Origin of the sequence: Micromonospora sp. LOL_013 (assembly GCF_048060315.1) — a bacterium.
In the GTDB taxonomy this organism is placed as follows: domain Bacteria; phylum Actinomycetota; class Actinomycetes; order Mycobacteriales; family Micromonosporaceae; genus Micromonospora_E.
This window is the reverse complement of sequence record NZ_JBHMIQ010000021.1, coordinates 20250-41828: the sequence shown is the minus strand read 5'-3', so window position 1 is coordinate 41828 and position 21579 is coordinate 20250. Positions and strand designations below refer to the sequence as shown.

At 71.6% G+C, this 21579-nt stretch carries 24 protein-coding genes and 1 pseudogene; 16 read left to right on the top strand and 9 right to left on the bottom strand.

Annotated features, from left to right (window positions below; genetic code table 11):
- Position 1: 1 nt before the first annotated feature.
- The 3 genes and pseudogenes from ACFHWS_RS15680 to ACFHWS_RS15670 form a co-directional block, all read right to left on the bottom strand.
- Positions 2-232, bottom strand: a pseudogene (locus ACFHWS_RS15680) (CoA-binding protein); the annotation flags it as partial.
- 30 nt (positions 233-262) lie between these two features.
- The gene (locus ACFHWS_RS15675) at positions 263-1291 is read right to left on the bottom strand and encodes an Rv2578c family radical SAM protein (RefSeq protein WP_416556219.1); all 1029 of its coding nucleotides are present in this window, start codon (positions 1289-1291) and stop codon (positions 263-265) included.
- Between the two features lie 49 nt (positions 1292-1340).
- Positions 1341-2372, bottom strand: coding sequence for a LacI family DNA-binding transcriptional regulator (locus ACFHWS_RS15670; RefSeq protein WP_416556218.1), 1032 nt, complete (start codon positions 2370-2372; stop codon positions 1341-1343).
- A gap of 304 nt (positions 2373-2676) precedes the next feature.
- Here ACFHWS_RS15670 and ACFHWS_RS15665 point away from each other — a divergent pair, with 304 nt between their 5' ends.
- The gene (locus ACFHWS_RS15665) at positions 2677-3849 is read left to right on the top strand and encodes a Gfo/Idh/MocA family protein (protein ID WP_416556217.1); all 1173 of its coding nucleotides are present in this window, start codon (positions 2677-2679) and stop codon (positions 3847-3849) included.
- Positions 3850-3940: 91 nt separating this feature from the next.
- The gene (locus tag ACFHWS_RS15660; RefSeq protein WP_416556284.1) at positions 3941-4699 is read left to right on the top strand and encodes a sugar phosphate isomerase/epimerase family protein; all 759 of its coding nucleotides are present in this window, start codon (positions 3941-3943) and stop codon (positions 4697-4699) included.
- Between the two features lie 20 nt (positions 4700-4719).
- On the opposite strand, the gene trxA is transcribed toward ACFHWS_RS15660, so the two are convergent.
- The gene (gene trxA, locus ACFHWS_RS15655) at positions 4720-5082 is read right to left on the bottom strand and encodes a thioredoxin (protein WP_416556216.1); all 363 of its coding nucleotides are present in this window, start codon (positions 5080-5082) and stop codon (positions 4720-4722) included.
- A 577-nt stretch (positions 5083-5659) separates the two neighbouring features.
- Here trxA and ACFHWS_RS15650 point away from each other — a divergent pair.
- The 9 genes from ACFHWS_RS15650 to ACFHWS_RS15610 all read left to right on the top strand — a co-directional run bounded on the left by ACFHWS_RS15650 (position 5660) and on the right by ACFHWS_RS15610 (position 12980).
- Complete coding sequence (locus ACFHWS_RS15650) at positions 5660-6301, top strand: TrmH family RNA methyltransferase (protein WP_416556283.1); 642 nt, start codon at positions 5660-5662, stop codon at positions 6299-6301.
- A gap of 159 nt (positions 6302-6460) precedes the next feature.
- On the top strand, positions 6461-7159 hold the full coding sequence (locus ACFHWS_RS15645) for a DUF6758 family protein (protein ID WP_416568448.1): 699 nt from the start codon (positions 6461-6463) through the stop codon (positions 7157-7159).
- A gap of 106 nt (positions 7160-7265) precedes the next feature.
- Positions 7266-7424 (top strand): hypothetical protein, encoded by a 159-nt coding sequence (locus ACFHWS_RS15640; protein WP_199757972.1) that lies wholly within the window; start codon positions 7266-7268, stop codon positions 7422-7424.
- A gap of 6 nt (positions 7425-7430) precedes the next feature.
- A complete protein-coding gene (locus ACFHWS_RS15635; RefSeq protein ID WP_416556215.1) occupies positions 7431-8303 on the top strand; it encodes a PH domain-containing protein in 873 nt (290 codons plus the stop codon).
- 103 nt (positions 8304-8406) lie between these two features.
- Positions 8407-9045, top strand: a complete 639-nt coding sequence (locus ACFHWS_RS15630) for a SigE family RNA polymerase sigma factor (protein WP_416556214.1) — start codon at positions 8407-8409, stop codon at positions 9043-9045.
- 118 nt (positions 9046-9163) lie between these two features.
- Positions 9164-10453: a hypothetical protein gene (locus tag ACFHWS_RS15625; RefSeq protein WP_416556213.1), complete on the top strand. Its 1290-nt coding sequence runs from the start codon at positions 9164-9166 to the stop codon at positions 10451-10453.
- Entirely contained in the window at positions 10450-11307 is an 858-nt protein-coding gene (locus ACFHWS_RS15620) for a PHP domain-containing protein (protein ID WP_416568430.1), read from the top strand. Before ACFHWS_RS15625 ends, ACFHWS_RS15620 begins: the two co-directional genes overlap by 4 nt.
- Positions 11308-11377: 70 nt before the next feature.
- On the top strand, positions 11378-11992 hold the full coding sequence (locus tag ACFHWS_RS15615; protein WP_416556211.1) for a MarC family protein: 615 nt from the start codon (positions 11378-11380) through the stop codon (positions 11990-11992).
- Between the two features lie 31 nt (positions 11993-12023).
- Positions 12024-12980, top strand: coding sequence for a PD-(D/E)XK nuclease family protein (locus ACFHWS_RS15610; RefSeq protein WP_416556210.1), 957 nt, complete (start codon positions 12024-12026; stop codon positions 12978-12980).
- On the opposite strand, the gene ACFHWS_RS15605 is transcribed toward ACFHWS_RS15610, so the two are convergent.
- The 3 genes from ACFHWS_RS15605 to ACFHWS_RS15595 all read right to left on the bottom strand — a co-directional run bounded on the left by ACFHWS_RS15605 (position 12943) and on the right by ACFHWS_RS15595 (position 14686).
- Positions 12943-13833: an oxygenase MpaB family protein gene (locus ACFHWS_RS15605; protein ID WP_416568429.1), complete on the bottom strand. Its 891-nt coding sequence runs from the start codon at positions 13831-13833 to the stop codon at positions 12943-12945. The genes ACFHWS_RS15610 and ACFHWS_RS15605 overlap by 38 nt on opposite strands.
- The gene (locus ACFHWS_RS15600; protein WP_416556208.1) at positions 13830-14249 is read right to left on the bottom strand and encodes a Fur family transcriptional regulator; all 420 of its coding nucleotides are present in this window, start codon (positions 14247-14249) and stop codon (positions 13830-13832) included. The genes ACFHWS_RS15605 and ACFHWS_RS15600 overlap by 4 nt, the downstream gene beginning before the upstream one ends.
- A 116-nt stretch (positions 14250-14365) precedes the next feature.
- Complete coding sequence (locus ACFHWS_RS15595) at positions 14366-14686, bottom strand: translation initiation factor 2 (protein WP_416556207.1); 321 nt, start codon at positions 14684-14686, stop codon at positions 14366-14368.
- Positions 14687-14804: 118 nt separating this feature from the next.
- Between ACFHWS_RS15595 and ACFHWS_RS15590 the strand changes: the two genes are divergently transcribed.
- Positions 14805-14987 (top strand): hypothetical protein, encoded by a 183-nt coding sequence (locus tag ACFHWS_RS15590; protein WP_278171565.1) that lies wholly within the window; start codon positions 14805-14807, stop codon positions 14985-14987.
- 29 nt (positions 14988-15016) lie between these two features.
- On the opposite strand, the gene ACFHWS_RS15585 is transcribed toward ACFHWS_RS15590, so the two are convergent.
- Positions 15017-15385 (bottom strand): FmdB family zinc ribbon protein, encoded by a 369-nt coding sequence (locus ACFHWS_RS15585; RefSeq protein WP_416556205.1) that lies wholly within the window; start codon positions 15383-15385, stop codon positions 15017-15019.
- 100 nt (positions 15386-15485) lie between these two features.
- Complete coding sequence (locus tag ACFHWS_RS15580) at positions 15486-16172, bottom strand: 5-formyltetrahydrofolate cyclo-ligase (RefSeq protein WP_416556204.1); 687 nt, start codon at positions 16170-16172, stop codon at positions 15486-15488.
- Positions 16173-16298: 126 nt separating this feature from the next.
- Here ACFHWS_RS15580 and ACFHWS_RS15575 point away from each other — a divergent pair, with 126 nt between their 5' ends.
- The 4 genes from ACFHWS_RS15575 to ACFHWS_RS15560 are packed head-to-tail and all read left to right on the top strand — an operon-like array spanning position 16299 to position 21567.
- Positions 16299-18644 carry a diguanylate cyclase gene (locus ACFHWS_RS15575; protein ID WP_416556281.1) on the top strand — a complete coding sequence of 782 codons (2346 nt, stop codon included), beginning with the start codon at positions 16299-16301 and terminating at the stop codon, positions 18642-18644.
- 9 nt (positions 18645-18653) lie between these two features.
- Complete coding sequence (locus tag ACFHWS_RS15570) at positions 18654-19613, top strand: UTP--glucose-1-phosphate uridylyltransferase (RefSeq protein ID WP_416568428.1); 960 nt, start codon at positions 18654-18656, stop codon at positions 19611-19613.
- The gene (glp, locus tag ACFHWS_RS15565; RefSeq protein WP_416556202.1) at positions 19610-20929 is read left to right on the top strand and encodes a gephyrin-like molybdotransferase Glp; all 1320 of its coding nucleotides are present in this window, start codon (positions 19610-19612) and stop codon (positions 20927-20929) included. Before ACFHWS_RS15570 ends, glp begins: the two co-directional genes overlap by 4 nt.
- Complete coding sequence (locus tag ACFHWS_RS15560) at positions 20926-21567, top strand: GNAT family N-acetyltransferase (RefSeq protein ID WP_416568427.1); 642 nt, start codon at positions 20926-20928, stop codon at positions 21565-21567. Before glp ends, ACFHWS_RS15560 begins: the two co-directional genes overlap by 4 nt.
- Positions 21568-21579 lie beyond the last annotated feature (12 nt).

Genomic DNA, 21579 nt, shown 5'->3' with positions numbered 1-21579 from the left:
GTCAGCCGGCCCGGGTGAGGTTACCGAGGGCCCGTTCGACGGCCGTGCACCGGTCCTCGACGTAGTCGATGCCGGCCGCGGCGGCGATGTCGCGGGCGACCGGCGAGGCGATCCCGCTCTGCAGCCACACGGCGGGGGCACCGATTCGCACCGCGGCACGCACCACCTCGACGGCCTCCGGTACCGGCCGGAAGACGTTGACCAGATCGACCGGTACATCGAGGTCGGCCAGGATCTGCTGCGGAGTCCTCACCCGTCGAGCCTAGTTCCCGGTGGCACCGCCCGCCTCGTCGAGCCGCCGGGCGGCACCCGGGCCCGTGGGGGACAGGCCGTGCCGGCGAGCGGCCATCCGCACCCGGCCCACGACCTCCCGCTGGTACGCCTGCGGCAGGTAGGACCCGGAGCGGAACAACGCACGGTAACGCGGGACGAGATCGGGGCGGGTCCGGCCGAGCCAGGCGGCGTACCACTCGCGGGCGCCGGGGCGCAGATGCAGCGGCAGTGGGGTGACGCTGACCGCGCCGGCCCGGGCGATCGCGCCGACGGTGGCCTCGATCGACTCCGCGTCGTCGGTCAGCCCGGGCAGGATCGGCGCCATCAGCACCCCGACGTCGAAGCCGGCGTCGGTCAACGCGCGGACCGTGTCGAGTCGTCGGGACGGGCTCGGCGCGCCGGGCTCGACCGCCCGCCACAGGGGCTCGTCGACGAACCCGACCGACATGGCCAGGCTGACCCGGGTGACCTGGGCGGCCCGGCGCAGCAGCGGCAGATCCCGCAGGATCAACGTGCCCTTGGTGAGGATGGAGAACGGATTGGCGGCGGCACTCAGGGCGTCGATGATCCCGGGCATCAGCCGGTAGCGTCCCTCGGCGCGTTGGTAGCAGTCGACGTTGGTGCCCATCGCGATCGGCCCGCCCGACCAACTGGGCGCGGCCAGCTCCCGGCGGAGCAGCGCCGCGGCGTTGACCTTCACGACGATCTTCGTGTCGAAGTCGAGGCCGGCGTCGAGGTCCAGGTAGGTGTGGGTGTTGCGGGCGAAGCAGTATGTGCAGGCGTGGCCGCAGCCGCGGTACGGGTTGACCGTCCACTCGAACGGCACGCGGCCGGAGCCGCGTACCCGGTTGATGATTGACCGGGCGTGAATCTCGTAAAAGGTCATCCCGGCGAAGCCGGGCGTGTCGAAGGTGCGCTGCGCGGCCTCGGGCAGCGCCAGCGGCAGGGGCGGGGCCGCCGGCGCTGCCCCGGAAGGGACCTGCTGGTCGGGGGGTGCCGACAAGGGGTCCCAACGCATGGCCACCATTCGAACATGCGTACGAAGATGGAGCAAGTCGGCGCGCCGGTCAGATCACACCCGTCCGGGGCGGCCCGGCGCTGTCCCGGCGGACGAGCTCGGCGCCGATCTCCTCGATGAGCGGTGGGCGGGCCCCGCCCGGCGACTGCAGCGCCAGCGTCATCGCCCGGGCGCCCATCTCGGCCAGCGGCAGCCGTACGGTGGTCAGCGTCGGCGTCACGTCCCGGGCGACCGGCATGTCGTCGAAGCCGACCACGCTGAACTGGTCGGGTACGACGATGCCGCGGGAGCGCAGCAACGCCAGTACGCCGATCGCCATCGAGTCATTCAGCGCCGCGATCGCGGTCAATCCGGGCTCGGCGTCCAGCAGGCTGGCCGCGGTCGCGGCGCCACTGGCCCGGTCGAAGTCGGCGTACGCCACCCGCCGCGCCGGCAGCTTCTGGCCGTGCTCGCGGGCGGCCCGACGCAGCCCGGCGAGCCGGTCGGTGGTGGTGGTCAGTACCTTCGGCCCGGCGACCACCCCGAAGTCGGTGTGCCCGAGGGAGTAGAGCTCGGCACCGAGCAGGTAGCCGCCCATCTCGTTGTCCGGCACCACGGCGTCGCCGGCGTGCTCGTGCCGACCAATCACCGCCACCCGTCCGCCGGTGCGCTCGTACACCCGCAGCTTGCTGGCGAGCGTCGCGGTGAACGTCTCGTCGTGGTAGCCGGATCCGGCGAGGACGATCGCCGCCACTTGATGGGCGCGGAGCAGCTCGACGTACTGCAGCTCCTTGTCCGGATCCCGGTAGCTGTTGCAGATGATCACCAGCCGGCCGTGTTCGGTCGCCACCCGCTGCAGGCCGCGGGTGATCTCCGCGAAGTACGGGTCGGACACGTCGTGCACGATGACGCCGATGGCGCTGCGGTGCGACCGGGCCAGCGACTGCGCGTGGGCATTTGGGACGTACTGCAGCTCCTCGACCGCGGCCAGCACCCGCTCGCGCAGCGCTTCGGTGACCGGTTTGCTGCTGCCGTTGATGATCCGCGAGGCGGTGGCCGGGGACACGCCGGCGCGTCTCGCAACATCGGCCAGTGTGGCCACGACCCGCTCCTTTCCCGGGCTCCCGTAGCCGAGTGGGAGCCGGCCAGGCCGGATGCTCGCGGCATTGCGCGCGGTCCGGAATGCTTGCGGTGAGGATAGCGTGACTGGCCGGCGGCCAGCCGGGAAAGCCCTTGCCGAACGCTGCGGAGAGGCAGTAGCGTACGCCGGAAAGCGCTTACCTCGCCCGGGTCCGCCTACCTCGCTGACCTGTGCCACACACCCACGGCTCCCGTCAGCACAACTTTTCGCCAGCACAGCTCGCTAGGACAGATTCCCGCCACCACCACTTCGAAGGAGGCGAGGCATGGCCCGCACCACCATCGGGATCATCCTCAACGGCGTCACCGGTCGGATGGGATACCGGCAGCACCTGGTCCGGTCCCTGCTCGCCATCCGAGACCAGGGTGGACTGTCGCTGGCCGACGGCACCCGGCTGTGGCCGGAACCAGTACTGGTCGGGCGGAACGAGAACAAGTTGCGCGAACTCGCCGACCGGCACGGCCTCACCGAGTGGACTACCGATCTCGCCGCCGCGCTGGCCCGCCCCGACCTGCAGGTCTACTTCGACGCGCAGGTCACCGCGCAGCGGGAGAAGTCGCTGCGGCTGGCGATTGAGGCCGGCAAACACATCTACACCGAGAAGCCCACCGCCGATGATCTGGCTGGTGCGGTCGACCTGGCCCGGCTGGCCGGCGCGGCCGGGATCAAGCACGGCGTCGTGCAGGACAAGCTGTTCCTGCCGGGCCTGCGCAAGCTCGACCGGCTGGTCAAGGGCGGCTTTTTCGGCCGAATCCTGTCGGTACGCGGTGAATTCGGGTACTGGGTGTTCGAGGGGGACTGGCAGCCCGCGCAGCGGCCGTCGTGGAACTACCGGGCGGCGGACGGCGGCGGGATAACTGTGGACATGTTCCCGCACTGGCACTACGTGCTGGAGCAGATCTTCGGCCGAGTGACCTCGGTGACCGCGCAGGTGGCCACCCACGTCGACCGCCGCTGGGACGAGTCAGGCGAGCCATACGACGCCACGGCGGACGACGCCGCGTACGGCATTTTCGAAATCGACCGGCCGGGGCCCGGCGGCGGCCGGATCATCGCCCAGATCAACTCGTCCTGGGCGGTCCGGGTGTACCGCGACGAACTGGTGGAGTTCCAGGTGGACGGCACCGAGGGCAGCGCGGTCGCCGGGTTGCGCAACTGCCGTGTCCAGCACCGCTCGACCACGCCGAAACCAGTCTGGAACCCGGACCTGCCGGTCACCGAGGAGTTCCGTGCGCAGTGGCAGACGGTGCCCGACAACGAGGAGTTCGACAACGGGTTCAAGGCGCAGTGGGAGCTTTTCCTGCGGCACGTCGTCGAGGACGCCCCGTACGGCTGGGACCTGTGGGCCGGCGCGCGCGGGGTGCAGCTCGCTGAGCTGGGCCTGCGGTCGGCGCGCGAGGGCCGGCGGATCGAGGTGCCGGAGCTGACCGGTGAGTGACCCGTTCGCCGGGATCGAGGTACCGGCGGCCGGTGTCGGGCCGGCGCCGCCCCGGTTCGCGCTCAACGCGGCGACCACCCGGCGCTGGCCGATGCCGGAGCTGGTCGCCGGCTGCGTCGCCGCCGGGGTTCGCGGGGTCGGCCTGTGGCGCGAGGAGACCGCCGCGTACGGACTGCGCCGCACCGCCGAACTGTGCCGGGATGCCGGTCTGCCGGTCACCTCGCTGTGCCGGGGCGGCTTCTTCGGCGCGGACGACTGGTACGACGACAACCGGCGCGCCATCGACGAGGCCGCCGAACTCGGTGCCCCGGTCCTGGTGCTGGTCTCGGGCGGCCAGGACGGCCGGGATCTGGATGGTGCCCGGGCCCGGGTCGGTGACGCGGTAGGCCGGCTGGTTCCGTACGCGTTGCAGGCCGGGGTGACCCTGGCGATCGAACCGTTGCATCCGATGTTCTGCGCCGACCGGTGCGTGGTGTCGACGCTCGGCCAGGCGCTGGATCTCGCTGAGCCGTACCCGGCGGAGGCGGTCGGCGTGGTGGTCGACACCTACCATGTGTGGTGGGACGACCAGGTGTGGGCGCAGATCGAGCGGGCCGGTCGGGCCGGTCGGATCGCCTGCTTCCAACTCGCCGACTGGATCACTCCGCTGCCGGCGGGGGTCCTGCTGGGGCGGGGTCTGCCGGGCTCCGGCTGCATCGACCTCGGCAGGTTCGCCACGGCGGTGGACGCGGCCGGCTACACCGGGCCGGTCGAGGTCGAGGTGTTCCACGAGCTGGTGTGGCAGCGACCGGGAGCCCAGGTACTGGCGGCCACGGTTGCGGGCTACCGGTCAGCGGTCGGCGACCGGTAGCCCGCCCTGGCCGTGCACGGTCAGTGGTCGTGCGACGCCAGCTGCTTGCGAACGTCGTCCATGTCCAGCGCCCTGACCTGCTCAATCAGGGACTCCAATGCGGACTCCGGGAGCGCGCCGGGCTGCGCGAAGACGACGACGCCGTCGCGGATGGCCATGATCGTCGGGATCGACCGGATGTCGAACTTGGCGGCGAGCGCCTGCTGTGCCTCGGTGTCCACCTTGCCGAAGGTGATGTCGGTGTGCTTGTCGGATGAGCGCTCGTAGACGGGAGCGAACCGTACGCAGGGTCCGCACCAACTCGCCCAGAAATCCACCAGGACGATGCCGTCGCCGGAGGTTACCTCGTCGAAGTTCTCGGCGGTTAGCTCAGCGGTTGCCATCGATGTCTCCGATCGCCAGATGTGGGGCCGTGATTCCCCGGTCTACCGTGGGAAACCGCTCTGCGTGCTACAGCATTCCCGATCGATACCTCGCGAAACGCGCCAGCTAGCGGTCACTGATAGTGATGGGAGCGTTTCCAGTCGTTTTCGCAGGTGGTGCGCGGTTTTGTCGAACAGTAGCGGGGTGACTAGGATAAACGCCGCTGGCGGTGGATCGGTTGGATCTTCAATTCAACTACGCAGCGTAATATAACAAAACGATAACTGTGACTTCCGTCTCCGCTCCTGCCCTTCCCGAGCCGGGGTGGGTCCGGCAGAATCTCTAGATATCAGAGCGTGGACGGCGGGTGCCGGGGAGGGCCCCGCCGTTCATTGCGTCCAGGCCCGGAAACGAGGCCCGTTCAGCAAGCGCGCGGATGCGAAGTCGGCAGCCCGACGGCGCCCCTGGGCAGTGATGTCCCGCATCCTGGCGCCGGCGACCGGTCCGTAGGCTCTGCAGAGCGTGGAACAGTGGCAGAGCACAGCGCGGTCGGGTCCGCCGGTCGGCGACGGAGTGAGTGACGACGCCCGGACCGGCGTGGCGCAGATCGGCGTCGGCCCGTGGCCCGGTGACTGGCCCTCGGACCCGCGTTACGACCCCGAACTGCTCGCCGCCGGGGACCGCCGCAACGTCGTCGACCGTTACCGGTACTGGCGCCGCGAGTCGATCGTCGCCGACCTCGACCAGCGCCGGCACTCGTTTCACGTGGCGATCGAGAACTGGCAGCACGACCTGAACATCGGCACGGTGGTCCGCAACGCGAACGCCTTTCTCGCCGCCGAGGTGCACATCGTCGGGCGGCGTCGGTGGAACCGCCGGGGTGCCATGGTCACCGACCGGTACCAGCACGTCCGCCACCACGCCGATATCGCTGGCCTGCTGGCCTGGGCAGGTCGGCTCCAACTGCCGGTCGTCGGGATCGACAACCTGGCCGGTTCCCGGCCGATCGAGACGGTACGGTTGCCGCGCCGCTGCGTCCTGCTGTTCGGACAGGAGGGCCCCGGTCTGTCCGACGACGCCCGGGCCGGCTGTGAGCTGCTGTTCTCGATCGCCCAGTACGGTTCCACCCGGTCGATCAACGCTGGGGTGGCGAGCGGCATCGCGATGCACGCGTGGATCCAGGCGCACGCCGGGCCGCCGCCGGACCCTGCCGAGACGCCGGCGGCGACCGGGCGGTGACCGCGTCGACCGGGCTGAGGCGGCGTGGATTGGCCGGTAGTGGCGAACGTCCTGGCCAGGTGGGCGTACCGACCCGCGACAGAGGGAAAGAACAACCGAAAAAGCGGGTTCGCTTGACGGGGGAGCGGCACGGCGAGCAACGTGGGTGGCGTGGGTGTGATGGTGAGCTGTCCTCGTTGCGGAGGCCCGGTGCGGCCGCCCGACCTGATGCACACCGAGTCCCGCTGCGACGGTTGCGGGCCGGTGCCCCCGTTGCACGTCGCCGAGCACATCGGGGCTGAGATCGTCGCGAGTGTGGCGCACCGGCTGCTGGCCACCGCCGGGCCGGGCCGGGCCGGGCCGGTGCCACTGTGGGCGATCTGGCCGCTGCTGGCGGGCTGGACATTGACCGGTGTCGGCTGGGTCGGCGACGACCGGGAGGCGGTCCGGGCGACGGTCACCGCGTTCAGTGGCCCCGCTCCGGTCTCCGGCGGGCCGGCCGATCTGGTGCTGGTCGCCGAGGAGCCCGGGGTGGGTCTGGGCACCCGGTTCGCCGGACTGCCCGGCCCGGACCCCGGGCAGCTACTGACCGGGGTGCTCGGTGACCAGCAGACCACCGCTGGCGGTCCGGGCGGCGGCGGTCCGCACGCCAAGCTGCGGGCTGGCGGACACCCAACTCCCTTGTGGTCGGTTCCGGCCGAGCCGGACCGCTGTGCCTACGTCGGTGAGGCGTGCGGCCGGTGGCTGTACGCAGTGGCCTGGCCGGCGAACGCCGGCTACCTGCTGGCCGAGGAGATCGTCCTGCACGACCTGTCCGAGGAGGTGCCGACCGGGATCGTGTACGGCGCACCGTCGCCGTACCTGCACGGGAAAGCGTGAACACCTTTTCCCACGATCAACTACACCACCGCGGGACGATGGGCTGATATTCTAGTATCGCCGGGACGAGCGTCGCGGCGCGCCACACGGAGGGGGATGGCCCGCAATGGTCAAGAAGGTCCTCACCTGGGGCGGAATCGCGTTCCTGATTTTCTTCGTCGCGTTCCGGCCCGACTCGGCGGCCGACGTGTTCAAGTCGGTGGGCGGCGGCATCGTCGACATTGCGCAGGGGTTCGGCGACTTCTTCACCAGCCTCGTGGCCTAGTCGTCCATGGGCAACCCCTCCGAGCCCCCCGACGCTGACGACGAGGCCGCACGCCGGCGCCGTCAACGCGACACCGAGCCGATTCCGCAGATCCGTCCGGAGGACGGCCCCCACTTCGGTGCGGGGCCGTCCTACGGGGACGGCCCGGCGTACTCGGATGGCCCCGCGTACGCCAGCGGCGCCGGCTACGGCGGCGGCACCCGCCAGGTGCCCGACGAACCGATCATCAGCTACTCGCCGCCGGACATCTCCGCCGACGAACTCGCCGGCCTCCAGGCCGACGCCTCCGGCATGCCGGTGCAGCCACGCCGGGTGCTGCCCCTCGAGGACGAGCCCACCTCGCTGGTCGCGCGGTATCTCTTCCCCACCGAACGCTACCGGGGCGAGTGGAAACGGCACTGGATCCACCTGTCCACCCCACTGCTGATCGGGGTGGTCGCGACCTTCGTCCTCGGCTACCTCTCCGGCTTCCTCGCCGGTCAGGACGTCGGCGGCCTGACCACGGTGGCGGTGCTGCTCTGGCTCGGTGTGCTCGGCTGGGTCGGCTGGAAGATCGCGGACTGGTGGTTCGACCGCTTCATCCTCACCAACAAGCGGGTGATGGTGGTCAACGGCATCGTCACCCGTAACGTGGCGATGATGCCGCTGCTGCGGGTGACCGACATGAAGTACGAGCAGTCACCGCTCGGCCGCTTCCTCAACTACGGCACGTTCATTCTCGAATCGGCCGGCCAGGAGCAGGCGCTGCGCGAGGTCAAGCACCTGCCGAACCCGAACGAGCTCTACCTCCGGGTGGTCGAGGAGATGTACGAGCCGCAGGCTGTCGAGGCACGGTTGAGCAAGGACGAAGCCGCCGCCAAAGCGGAAGACGGAGCGTGACAGCGTCGCGGTTGTGTCCTTCCGCCCGGCCCCACCACCGGTCGGTCCGACCTCGACGGTGTCCTGTTCGGCGTACCGTGTCCGGTGACGGGGGAGGTAGCCGATGACGCCCAGCAACTCCGTGGAGGAGGACTTCCGCGAGTTCGTCGCATCCCGATCCGGGGCGCTGCTGCGTACCGCCTATCTGCTCGCCGGTGACTGGGCGACGGCCGAGGACCTGCTGCAGACCGCGCTGACCAAGACGTACCTGGCCTGGAAGCGGCTCGGCCAGATCGAGGCGGTGGAGCCGTACGCCCGCCGGGTGCTGGTCAACACCGCGACCAGCTGGTGGCGTCGGCGCTGGCACGGTGAACGTCCGACGGAGACGCTGCCGGAACGGGCCGGCCCGGACCTCATCCAACAGCAGCTGGACCGGGACGTCCTCTGGCGCCATGTCAAGGCGTTGCCCGCCCGACAACGTGCTGTGCTGGTGCTGCGCTACTACGAAGACCTTTCCGAGGCCCAGACCGCGGCCCTGTTGAACATCTCACCGGGCACGGTGAAGAGTCAGACCTCCCGGGCGCTCGGCACGCTGCGCAAACGGCTCGCCGCCGAGGAACCACACCTTGTTCCGGCCACAGTCGCCCCGGCCGTCGCCGCATCCCGCTCGGCCCGGCCCGCCGTGGCGGTGCCGACCACCGCCCGTCCGCTGCCGGCACCAGCGCAGGCGGCACCGGTGCGATCCACCAGAGTAGTGGTGTAGCGAACCGGTGACTTCCTTTCCCAGGCCGCCCAGCGACGGTTGCTTCAGGCCGCGCAGCGACGGTTCCTCCGGGCCGCCAGGCGACAACCTTCCACCGACACGGCGGCGTCCATCTGTCGTGGCGACCGACGACCTTGAGCGAGCGCTGCGGCAGTCTCTGAGCGACCAGGCCGTCGACCCGCCTGCGGTCGCCGATCTCGCCGACCGTGCGATGCGCCGGGCCCGCCGGACTCGTCGGGCCCGCAACGGAGCTGCTGCGGCGTTCTGTCTCTGCCTGTTCGCCACTGCCGGCGTCGTCGGTGGCCACCTGCTGCTCGTTGACAGCTCGGAACCGCCGGCCCTTGCTGAACCGCTGATGGTGACCGGCGGGGACGTCACAGCGAGGACCCCGGCCGCTCCGGCTGCCCCGCTGCCGTTCAGCGAGGACCTGCGCAGTCAACCGCTGGCCGCCACCACCCAGGCACCCCCGGTCGACCTCGTGGTGGCCGGCGAACTGCGCACCGCCGACGGCCAACGGATGGACCTCGCTCAGGTCGGTGGCGTCGCCCAGGCCAGCCGGTTGACGGACGGTTGGCTCGTCGTTACCGAAACATCGGCCGACGGTGTGGCCGGAGTGTGGTTCGTGGCGCCCGACACCACCCCGCAAGTGATGCTGGCCGGTGTCGACGCGGTCGCGGTTGATCCGGTCGGGACCCGGATCGCCTGGCTGCACGGCGCCGAGCTGGCCGTGGCCTCGGTGGTGCACGGTGAGCTGGCCGGCACCAGACGCGGTCGAGCACCGAAGCAGAGCCGGCCGGTCGGCTTCGCCGGCGACGCCGTACTGCTGGAACGCGACGGCGGCGGCGAGCGGCGCCGCGGCTACGGCGTCTGGCGGCCCGGCCAGGCTGAGTCTCGGACCAGCTGGAGCGAGGCCGCCAGCGTCGTGTACGGCGTGTTGCCGGACGGGCAGACCGTCGTCGCCCAGGTGCACGACGCGTCCGGCGGTCCCTGCCTGGCCCTGCTGGACGTCGAACAAGACCTCACTGCGGTGAAGACCGCCTGCACAGTGCCGTTGACCGGCGACGGCCGGGGAGCGGTCTCCGCGGACGGCAGGTGGCTGGTGGCCAACGGGGTCGCGGACGCGCGGGTGGCCAGCGAGCCCGAGCTGGCCCTGCTCGTAGACCTGAACCAGGTCTTCGACGACCAGATCGGCGCGGTGCGGGAAGCCGGGCAGCGGCTTGCCGGCAGCACCGTCTGGGCGGATCATGACAGCGTGGTGCACGCTGCCGGCGCCGACCAGCTGGTCCAGATCAACGTGGACCGGATCAGCGCCGGCCAGGGTGGTGCAGTGGAGCACATCGCCGTACCGACCCCGGCCGCCATCGACGCCGAACCGGTGCTGGTGGCCGGTGCCCCGGACCGCAGATGACCGTCGACAGCCGGATCGACCTGCACACCCACTCCACCGCCAGCGACGGCACGGTCGACCCGGCGGACCTGGTTCGGCAGGCCGCCGCCGCAGGTCTCGCGGTGCTGGCGCTCACCGACCACGACACCACCGCCGGCTGGGCACCGGCGGCCGCGGCCCGCCCGGCCGGGCTCACCCTGGTCCGCGGCGCCGAGATCTCCTGCCGGTGGTACGGGACCGAGCCGTCCATCCCGCTGCACCTGCTCGGCTACCTGTTCGATCCGACCTACGGCCCGTTGACCGCCGAGCTGGACCGAGTCCGGGCAGCCCGGACGGTACGCGGCGAGCGCATCGTCGATCAGCTGCGCGCCGACGGCTTCGACATCAGCTGGGGCGCGGTGCTCGGCTACGCCGCTGGCGGCTCCGTCGGCCGGCCGCACATCGCCCAGGCCCTGATCCGGGCCGGCCTGGTCGCCGACACCGACGAGGCGTTCCGGCCCGAATGGCTCGGCCGGCGTTACCGGCTGCCCAAGGACGACCTCGACGTCTTCACCGCAGTCCGGCTGGTCAACGAGGCAGGCGGGGTCACGGTCTTCGCCCACCCGGCCGCGACCAAGCGAGGGCGGACCGTGCCGGACAGCATGATCGCCGACCTGGCTGCGGCCGGGCTGACCGGCCTGGAGGCCGACCACGCCGATCACCGGCCGGACCAGCGGGCACATGTACGCCGGCTCGCCGATGAGCTCGGGCTGGTCGCAACCGGTTCCTCCGACTACCACGGCAGCCACAAGACGGTCCGGCTGGGCGAGTACACCACCGCCCCGGCAGCGTACGAACGGCTGGTCGCGGCGGCACACGGCGTACCACCGATCTGATCTGACCCCGACCAGGACCCGGGTCCGGACCCGTCCGGACCGGCGATCCGTCGGTCACTAGGTTGACCTGGTGGACTTCAAGCTGTTCGGCGAGGTCTTCGTGACCCTGCTGGTGATCACCGATCCGCCCGGCATGGTGCCGATCTTCCTCGCACTCACCGGAGCGTTGCCGGTCCGGGAACGCCGTCGGGCCGCCTGGCAAGCGGTGGCGCTGGCCCTCGGCGTGATCGTGGTCTTCGCGGTCGCCGGGCAGACGCTGCTCGCCTACCTGCACATCGAGTTGCCGGCGCTGCAGGCCGCTGGCGGACTGTTGCTCATCCTGGTGGCGCTGGAACTGCTCACCGGCAAGGCCGACGACCCGGGCCAGCAGTCGACGTCCAACATCGCGTTGGTCCCGCTGGGCACCCCGCTGCTGGCTGGTCCGGGTGCGATCGTGGCGACCATGCTGTTCGTGCAGCGTGCCGAGACCGCCGCCGACCATCTGGCGATCGCGCTCGGCATCGTCGCGGTGATGGTGGTGGTCTGGCTGACGTTGCGGTTCTCCGGCGGCATCGTCAAGGTGCTCCGGCCGGGCGGCATCGAGGTGCTGACCCGGATCGCCGGCCTGCTGCTCGCCGCGATCGCCGTCCAGCTGATCGCCGACGCCGTCGCCGCCTTCGTCCGTTCCTATGTAGCCGCCGGCTGACCGTCGGCGGTCCCGTGGCAGGATCAGGGACGTGTCCCGACCTTCCTCCCCGTCGGGCCGGCGGTCCTCCGGCGCCGCCCGTCCGGCCACGGCTGCCCGTCCCGCCCAGGCCGAGCAGCTCGGTTTCGACGGTATGCCCGAGCGGCTCTTTGTCTGTACGCCGAGCAAGCTGGCCGCGTTCGCGGACTGTCCCCGTCGCTACCGCTACAGCTACGTCGACCGGCCGGCGCCGCCCAAAGGCCCGCCGTGGGCGCACAACTCACTCGGCGCCAGCGTGCACACCGCGCTGCGGGCCTGGTTCGCCCGCCCGGCGGAGCAGCGCCGTCCAGAGGCGGCGGCAGCCCTGCTCAAGGGCACCTGGGTGCGTGACGGGTACCGCGACGAGGAGCAGGAACGCGCCGCGTACCGGCAGGCCCTGCAGTGGCTGGAGGCGTACCTGGACCAGCTCGACCCGGCCGTCGAGCCGCTCGGTGTCGAACGGGTGGTGGCGGCTAAGACGTCGGTGCTGGCCTTCAACGGTCGGGCCGACCGAATCGACGCCCGGACCGGCCCGGACGGTCCGGAGGCGGTGATCGTCGACTACAAGACCGGACGGGCCGGGCTGACGTCCGACGACGCGCGTGGCTCGCAGGCGCTCGCGCTCTACGCGTACGCCGCGCAGCGGGTCTTCCGCCGGCCCTGCCGGCGGGTGGAGCTGCACCATCTGCCGACCGGTACGGTGAGCTCCTTCGAACACAGCAGCGAGTCGCTGGACCGGCAGGTCACCCGGGCGGAGGCGACGGCCCGGGACATCACCGGTGCGGAGCGGGCCGTCGCCGACGGCGCAGACCCGGACGAGGCGTTTCCGGCGTCGCCGGGCACGCTCTGCGGCTGGTGCGACTACCGGCGGGTGTGCCCGGCCGGCGACGGCTACCCGGAGCAGCAGCAGTGGGCCGCCGTCGAGCGGCTGCTCACGGCGCCACCGCAGCCGCGTACGCCGCAGGAGTGACCGGGGCGGCGGCCCGTTCTGCCCGGCTGCGCGCGGCGGCGCGGATCGGTCCCTCCACCAGGTTGCGCGGCACCGCCCGCAACGCCAACCGCAGGCCCCGGGCGGCGACCGCCGCGCAGCGGTCGGTGGTCGGCAGGCCAAGGCCGCCGTACATGCGTCGGGCCCAGGCCGGCAGCAGACCGATCGCGGTGGCCGCCACACCCAGGTACGCCAGCCGGGGCGGGCCGAAACCCAACCCGAGCCGCCACGGCAGACTGAGCTGACCGGGTACCGGCGGGGCGGTGAGGAACAGCGCGGTGTCGGCCGCCTCGCGGGTCATCCGCAGGTCCGGTCGGACCACTCGGTAGTACGCGTCGACATCGGCCGCGCTGCCGGGGACACTGTCCGGGTCGAGACCGACCAGTGCCGCGCTGCGCCGTTGCTCGGCGTAGTAGCGGTCCGCCTCGGCCGGGGTCAGCCGCAGGCCGGCGCGGGTGGCGGTGTTTAGGAACGACTCGACCTCGGCGACGTGTACCCAGCGCAGCAGGTCGGGCTCGTCGACACGGAACTCGGTGCCGGTGGACGGGTCGGTGGCCCGCAGGCGGGCGTGCAGCCGGCGGATCCGGGCGGCGGCGGCGTCCGCCTCGGCGGTGGTGCCCCAGACCGTGGTCGCAACATAGGTGGACGTGCGCATCAGCCGACCGAACGGGTCACTTCGGTAGCTCGAGTTTTGCGCCACTCCGGCGATCGCCCTCGGGTGCAGCGCCTGCAGGTACAGGCTGCGTAGCCCGGCGACGACGAGAATCGGCTCGTCGTGCACCCGCCAGGTGACCGATCCGGGACCGAACAGCCCGAGGTCGTCGTCGGCAGTCACCGGGCCGCCCTCGCCTGGCAGTCGGGACACAACCCCCAGAAGGTGACTTCCGCCTCGTCGATCACGAATCCGTGGTCGGCGGTCGGCTCCAGGCATGGCGCGGTGCCGAGCGCGCAGTCGACGTCGGCAACCACGCCGCACTCGCGGCAGACCACGTGATGGTGGTTGTCCCCAGTGCGTCGCTCGTAGCGGGCCGCGTCACCGGCCGGCTCGATCCGCCGGGCCAGACCGGCTTCGGCGAAGACGTTCAGCACGTCGTAGACCGCCTGGGTGGAGACCGAGTCGATGCGGCTGCGCACCTGGCGGGCGATTTCGTCCACGCCGAGATGCCCGCCTTGCGCGAGCACGTCGAGGACGGCGAGCCGCGGCCGGGTGACCCGCAGACCCCGGCTGCGCAACTCCTCCTCGGCCGGCATCTGTCCATCGAAACACGCAGGTGGGCGCGGTACAAGATAGAACCATGGGCATCGTGGCGGTGGCCACAGCGGGTTCGGGTGGTTGCCGCGCGGTGCGCCTGGGCCAGGTCCGCCGGTCAGAACACCAGCCGGGAGCAGAGCAGACAAGTCAGGATGATCATGACAGCGGCGGCGATCATTCCGACGCCGTAGGTGACCGTGCGGGCGTTGCGCTCCGCACCGTCGAGCGCGGCCAGGTCCTGCGGCGGCAGCGTGCCGGGCGGAGCCGGATTGACCACCACCGGCGGACGCCAGCCGGGCGGCGGCGGGCTGCCGACCGGTGGCCCGCTGTAGCCGACTGGCCCGGCACCGGCCGAGCTGCCCGGTCCACCGGCGGGGGCGTCCGGGTCCGGGCGCCGCCAGTACGCGTCGTCGCCCGCGCCGTCATCTGTGGTCACGGCAGACGACGCTATCAATTCACCGGCCCGCTCCGACGGCTCGGCCAGCGCGGTGCCGGGCTCCGACGGCTCACCGGCCGGGGCGGTAACCTGGTGGGGTGCGAACAACGGATGAGCGGTGACCGGCCTCACCGTGCCGGACGGCCGTGGTGACGACGATCGTCTCGTCGACCTGAGCGACGACGACGCGCCGCTGCTGCCCGAGCAGACCAGCGACGACACCGACCTGGGCTGGGGCGAGCGGACCACCAGCTCGGACGACGCCTGGTTGTTGGCCGAGCGTCCACCGCACTGGAGCTGACTGGTCGGTCTGCCCGCCGTCGGTCCGGGTCAGCTGTTCGTCGATCCCGCTGCGGCAGGTGCCTTGGTCGAGCCGCCGGACGTCGAGGTGCCGCCGGAACTGTTCGACGAGCTGCCACCGCTGTCGGTCTTGCCGCCGGTGGACGCCGCGGCGTCCTTCTTCTCCGCGGGCTTGTCCGACGACGGCGCCGAGGAACCGTTGGTCGAGTCGCCGCCCTGGCCGTTGCGCGAGTCGGTCCGGTAGAAGCCGGAGCCCTTGAAGACGATGCCCACCGAGTTGAACACCTTGCGAAGTCGCCCGGTGCACGACGGGCAGTCGCGCAGGGGCTCGTCGGTGAACGACTGCACCGCCTCAAGCTGGTGTCCGCACGCGGTGCAGGCGTACTGGTACGTAGGCACGGTCTCCTCCGACACTGGCTAGGCCATCTGGCACTCAACCCATTCGAGTGCCAATGATCCGCCATTGGACCCCACTACGTCCAGCGGGAAGCGGCAGAGCTCACCGTGCGGGAGTGAACCAGCGCACCTCCGACGGTGTGATCACCGCTGACACTGGTCGGTCGTGCGGCTCGGCTGGGACGTGCGGCAGCAGCTCGCCGTCGTGCAGCAGGGCGACCACCGGTACGCCACCGGGCACCCGGGCGAGCGCGCGGTCGTAGGAGCCGCCACCACGACCCAGCCGTACGCCGTGGTGGTCGACGGCGAGGGCCGGCACCACGACGAGCTCGACGTCGGCCACCGCCGCGCGGCCCAGCCGGGGACCGGCCGGTTGCCGCAGTCCAGCGGTGCCTTTCCGGTCGGAGGTTCCTGTCCGGCCGAACGCGCCGGTCTGGCCGGATGTGCCGGTCTGGCCCGACGTACCGGTTGAATTCGGCCCGTCGAACCGGGCCCAGTCGAGGTCCCGGTCGGGCAGCAGGACCGGCAGCAGCACCCGGTCCGGTCCGCCGACCGCCTCGGCGAGCAGGCCGGCGAGCCCCGGACCACCAGGTTCGCTGCCGATCGGCAGGTACCCGGCGACCTGCGCCGGCCTGACCAGATCGATCAGCTGACGTACGGTGGCCCTGACCCGGCTACCGGCCAGGGTGAGCTGGTCGGGCGTCAGCTTGCGCCGCTGGGCGAGAATGTCAGCACGGAGTCTGTCCTTGATCGATGAACAGGCGTTCGCTCCATCGGGAAAATCCGACACTCAACACTCCTGGTGGCAACCGCTGCGGAATATCTGGCTTGTGTCAGCATCGCACCATCAGGTGCAGAATCCTCTGGGGGAAGCGTGACCCTGCGCGGACGGTTGACCACCGCTTTCCTCACGGTCGTGCTCGGGCCGGTCCTGCTCGGGGCGTTCTTTGTCGGCGCTACCGTCGCGGCGGTCGGGCAGAGCCGGTCCACCGAACGCCTCGACCTGGCCACCGCCAGCGTCGGCACCTCGGTCAACGCGCTGTGCAGCCAGCTGGAGGCTGCCGCGGGCGCGGTGGCTCTGCTGCTGCCCGATCCAGCCCGACTGGCCGTTGCCGCCGACCAGGCGGTGGCCCGTGGCCTCGCCTCCGCAGTCCAGGTGATCGGCCCGGACGGTGCGTCGATCGTGGCCACCGCCGACCCGCCGTCGGCGCCCTGGGTCGACTGTGCGAGCGGGCAGGACGACAACGGTGGAAGTGGCAGCACCGGTAGTGGACAGTCGTGGCAGGCGCCATCGGCGGACACCGGCACCGGGTCGCCGGACGGTGCCGGGTCGGCGACGGTGCCCGCGCCGGACGGCACCGGTGGCAGCGGGGCGATGCCGACCCTCGCGGCCTTCGCCGAGGTCCGGGACGAGAACGGTGCCCTGGCCGGTCAGGTGTCAGCGGTCAAACTGCTGGACGCCGACCTCGTCGCCCGGCTCGCCGCGTCCACCGGCGTGGGCATCACCCTGCTCGCCGACACCGACCGGGCCACGGTGGTGCACAGCACCGAGCCGTCCCAGGTGCGGGGCAACGTGGTGGCCACCGCCGGCCGGCTCGCCGACGGCGGGACCAGCTGGACCGACGGCGGCCGGCAGGTGCGCCGGCTCGGCCCGGACGACGGCCAGCTGTTGCCGATGGTGCTGTCCACCCCCCGGGACCAGCTGTCCGGTCTGTACGCGGTGCTGGTGGCGACAGTCGTCCTGGCAGGACTGCTCGCGGTGGTCGCCGCCTGGTGGCTGGCCCGGTCCACCACGCAGCCACTGGCCGAGCTCGCCGACGCCGCGAGCCGAGTGGTCGACGGTGACCTGGCCGCCCGGGTCCCGGTACGCGGCTCGGACGAGGTGAGCGAGCTTGCCACCATCTTCAACCGGATGACCCGCGAGGCGCAGGCGTACGTGCAGGCCCTGACCGCGAGCCGGGACCAGCTGCGCGGCCAGCTGACGATTCTGGGCGACACCCTGTCGAGCACCCACGATCTGCAGCGCATCCTGCGGGTGATTCTGCAGACCGCGCTGGCCGCAACCGGGGCGCGGGACGGTGCCGTACTGGTGCTCGACCCGGCGGCCGGGGTGCTGGTCGGCCAGTCGTCCAACCGGACGACCCCGGCCGGCACCGACCCGGCCACCACGTCGTCGGGCACCGGCCCGGCGGTCAATCAGCCGGCGGGACCGGACCCGGCCGCCAGCCAGGCGGGGCCGGACGGGACGCTGCACGTGCCGCTCGGCAGTGGACTGCTCGGCACGGTGGCCGTCAGCGGTCAGCCGAAACGGGGACGGATCGAACGCGACGGTCCGGCCCTGTCGGCGTACGAGCCGGCCTGCCGGACCTATGTCGCGGTGCCTTTCTCGGTGCCGAACTGGACCGATGAGCTCGGCGTGGGGGTGCCCGGGGCGGGTGGGCAGCGTGCCCCCGGCCGGCATGGTCCGGGCGCGCCCGCCGCGTTCGGGGTGCTGGCCGTCTACGACCGGCTCGGCGGCGACGAGTTCGACGACGCCGATCTGATGACGCTGCGGACCTTCGCCGGGCATGCGGCGGTGGCGGTCAACAACGTACGGATGCACAAGGAGGCCGAGCGGCTGTCGGTGACCGACCCGCTGACCGGGCTGTGGAACTACCGGCACCTGCGGGAGTCGATCCACCGGGAGATCGAACGGGCCAACCGGTTCGGTCGGATGCTCGCCATACTCGTGCTCGACCTGGACCGGTTCAAGGACATCAACGACACCTACGGGCACGCGGCCGGGGACAGTGTCCTGGTCGAGTTCGCCCGCCGGATCCGCGCCGAGATCCGTGAGGTGGACCTGGCCTTCCGGCAGGGCGGCGAGGAGTTCGTGGTGCTGTTGCCGGAGACCGACGTCCGTGGCGCGGCCACCGTCGCGGAGCGACTCTGTGCCGCGATCCGCGACCGCCCGATCCAAGTCGAGCCGTACGCTGGGGCCGGCCGGCGGGCACACGCCACCGTGTCGGTAACGGTATCGATCGGCATTGCCGTCTACCCGGACCACGCCGGCGACGGCGAGGAGGTCCTCGACGCCGCCGACGACGCACTGTACGCCGCGAAAGCAGCTGGCCGGGACACTTTCCACGTCGCTGACCGGGCGCCGGCCCGGTCGACCCGGGTACCGGCGGGCGGCGGCGCGGCCACCCCGGAGGGCGGACCGTCGCGCGGTGGCGGCGCGTCTTTCGGGCCACAGCCGCCGCGACAGACCCGTGGCCGATAGTCTCGCGGCATGTCGGAGCATGCAGCCACCCCAGCAACGACCCTCACCGCCAACGCGGATCAGCGGGCGGTAAAGGCGGTCATCCCCGCCGCCGGGCTCGCCACCCGGTTCCTGCCGGCCACCAAGGCCGTGCCGAAGGAACTCCTCCCGCTGGTCGACCGGCCGGTCCTGCAGTACATCGTCGAGGAGGCCACCGCCGCCGGGATCAACGACGTACTTTTGATCACCGGCCGTGGCAAGACCTCCATGGTTGACCACTTCGACCGGCAGCCCTACCTGGAAGGCCGGCTCGCCGACAAGGGCGACCAGGAGCGGCTGGCCGCGATTCGGCGGCCGAGCGAGCTGGCCGAGATTTACACCTGCCGCCAGCACGAGCCGCTCGGACTGGGCCACGCGGTGGGCTGCGCGCAGAGCCACGTCGGCAACGAACCGTTCGCGGTGCTGCTCGGCGACGAGTTCGTTGACGAGAACGACCCGCTGCTGCCGGCCATGATCGACCTGCAGGCCCGAGCCGGCGGGATCGTGCTGGCCTTCATGGAGGTGCCGCCGACCGAAACGAAGCGGTACGGCATCGCGTCGGTCGAACCGGCCGCCGAGTCGGTGCAGAACGGTGCCGACATCGTCCGGGTGACCGGGCTGGTGGAGAAGCCGTCGGCCGAGAACGCTCCGAGCAACCTCGCGGTGCTGGGCCGCTACGTGCTGCCACCGAACATCTTCGAGGCGATCAAGCGGACCAAGCCGGGCAGCGGCGGCGAGATTCAGCTGACCGACGCGATGGCGATGCTGCTGGCCGAGGGGACACCGGTGCACGGCATCGTCTACCGGGGCACCCGCTACGACACCGGGGCGCCGCTGGGCTACCTGCAGGCCGTGGTGCAGATCGCCTGTCAGCGGGAAGGGCTTGGTGACGAGTTCCGGGCGTGGCTGAAGGAGTTCGTGGCCGACGCGCCAGGGGTACCCTCTACATGACCGCGACGGCCGGTGCCGAGGCGGCCTTCAACGAGCTGACGCCGCTCGCCGAATACCTGGGCAGTGTGCTGCGCAGGATTCGGCCGCTGCCGCCGCTCGACCTCGACCTGACCCAGGCGCACGGCAACCTCCTCGCTGAGGATGTCGTGGCGCCGCACGCCTTTCCCGCGTTTGACCAGGCCGTCATCGACGGCTACGCGGCACGCTGGGAGGACATCGCCTCGGCCGGCCGGGGGAGCAGGGTGATCCCGGCCAGCCGGTCGGCGACCCCGGGCGTACCCCGCTCGGTGCGCCTCAACGTGGTGGGCGACCTGGGCGCGGCGAGCTGGCGGCCGGTCCGGCTGACCCCGGGCACCTGCTTCTCGGTGGCGGCCGGGGCGCCGTTGCCGATCGCCGCCGACGTGGTGGTGCCGATCCACTGGACCGATCAGGGCATGGCCGCGGTGGAGATCTTCCAGGTGCCCCGGCGCGGGTCAGGGCTGCGGCGGGCCGGCGACGAACTGCCGGCCGGGGCGGTCCTGGCCCGCGCCGGTTCCTACGTGACGCCGGCGATGGTGGCGGTCTTCGCCGCCACCGGGATCGGGCACGTGGTGGTCCGGCCCAGCCCGCGGGTGGTGATCGTGGCGACCGGTGACGAGTTGGTCGACGTGGGCCGCAGCAGCCAGCCGGGGCAGGTGGTGGATGCCAACTCGCACGCGCTCACCGCAGCTGTCGCCGAGGTGGGCGCGCTGGCGTACCGGGTGGGTATCTGCGACGACGATCCGGAGGGGCTGCGGGGGCTGCTCGAGGATCAGGCGATGCGGGCCGATCTGATCATCACCACCGGCGGCACCGGCACCGGGCCCGGCGACATGGTCCGGCGGATCTTTAGCCGACGGGAAGGGGGCCGCGCGGGGCCGGTCACCTTCACCGAGGTCGCGCTCTATCCCGGAACAGCCCTCGGATTCGGTACGGTCGGAGCCGAGGAGGTGCCCGTGGTCTGCCTGCCCGGGGAGCCCGGCTCCACGCTGGTCGGGTTCGAGGTGCTGGCCCGGCCGGTGATCCAGTTGCTGGCCGGTGCCGAGCCGGTGTTCCGGCCGAGTGTGCGTGCCCATCTGCTGGAGACCGTGTCGTCGCCGGTCGGCCTGCGGGAGTTCCGTCCGGCCAACGTCGCGGAGCGGCGCGGCGGCGGCTACACCGTGCAGCCGCTGCCCGGCGGGCCGTTCACCCTGTCCGGGCTGGCCGAGGCGAACGGCCTGCTGGTGCTCGGTGAGCGGGTGACCACCGCCGCCGCCGGGTCTACCGTCGACGTGTTGCTGCTGGACCGGCAGCGGTGATCGGGGACGAGGCTCCGGGCTGGCCGGTGGTGCTCACCGACGGTCCGGTGCTGCTGCGCCCGTACCGTCGCAGTGACGCCGCCGAATGGTCGGCGGTCCGGCGGCGTAACCAGCCCTGGCTGGCCCCGTGGGAGCCAGCGCCGCCAGGCCCGTGGCACGAGCTGAACTCGCCGGACGCGTTCCGCTACCTCTACCGTGACCAGCGTCGACAGTCGCGGCGCGGTGAGAGTATGCCGTTCGCGGTTTGTCTGGTCGAGGCGGGTGCCGAACGGCTGGTGGGTCACCTGAACATCGGCAACATCGTGCGGCGGGCGTTCTGCTCCGGCTACGCCGGCTACTGGGTGGACGTTTCGGTCGCCGGGCGGGGGGTGATCCCGACCGCGTTGGCCCTGGCAGTGGACCACGCCTTCGCCGCCGGCGGACTGCACCGCATCGAGGTCAACGTCCGACCGGAGAACATTCCGTCACGGCGTGTAGTTGAGAAGCTCGGTTTCCGTGAGGAGTCCTATCATCGTCGTTACATGCACATCGACGGTGCCTGGCGTGACCACATCGGATATGCCCTGACCAGCGAGGATGTGCTGGTCGAAGGGGGACTGCTGGCCCGCTGGCGACGGCTGCAGGCCAGCGCCCACTGAACACAACCGCCG

What these genes read in the sequence shown, in the direction of transcription:
- ACFHWS_RS15675 (WP_416556219.1), bottom strand. Translation starts at nt 1,291, where the DNA reads ATGCGTTGGGACCCCTTGTCGGCACCCCCCGACCAGCAGGTCCCTTCC.
- ACFHWS_RS15665 (WP_416556217.1), top strand. Translation starts at nt 2,677, where the DNA reads ATGGCCCGCACCACCATCGGGATCATCCTCAACGGCGTCACCGGTCGG.
- ACFHWS_RS15660 (WP_416556284.1), top strand. Translation starts at nt 3,941, where the DNA reads ATGCCGGAGCTGGTCGCCGGCTGCGTCGCCGCCGGGGTTCGCGGGGTC.
- trxA (WP_416556216.1), bottom strand. Translation starts at nt 5,082, where the DNA reads ATGGCAACCGCTGAGCTAACCGCCGAGAACTTCGACGAGGTAACCTCC.
- ACFHWS_RS15645 (WP_416568448.1), top strand. Translation starts at nt 6,461, where the DNA reads ATGGTGAGCTGTCCTCGTTGCGGAGGCCCGGTGCGGCCGCCCGACCTG.
- ACFHWS_RS15640 (WP_199757972.1), top strand. Translation starts at nt 7,266, where the DNA reads ATGGTCAAGAAGGTCCTCACCTGGGGCGGAATCGCGTTCCTGATTTTC.
- ACFHWS_RS15635 (WP_416556215.1), top strand. Translation starts at nt 7,431, where the DNA reads ATGGGCAACCCCTCCGAGCCCCCCGACGCTGACGACGAGGCCGCACGC.
- ACFHWS_RS15630 (WP_416556214.1), top strand. Translation starts at nt 8,407, where the DNA reads ATGACGCCCAGCAACTCCGTGGAGGAGGACTTCCGCGAGTTCGTCGCA.
- ACFHWS_RS15620 (WP_416568430.1), top strand. Translation starts at nt 10,450, where the DNA reads ATGACCGTCGACAGCCGGATCGACCTGCACACCCACTCCACCGCCAGC.
- ACFHWS_RS15600 (WP_416556208.1), bottom strand. Translation starts at nt 14,249, where the DNA reads ATGCCGGCCGAGGAGGAGTTGCGCAGCCGGGGTCTGCGGGTCACCCGG.
- ACFHWS_RS15570 (WP_416568428.1), top strand. Translation starts at nt 18,654, where the DNA reads ATGTCGGAGCATGCAGCCACCCCAGCAACGACCCTCACCGCCAACGCG.
- glp (WP_416556202.1), top strand. Translation starts at nt 19,610, where the DNA reads ATGACCGCGACGGCCGGTGCCGAGGCGGCCTTCAACGAGCTGACGCCG.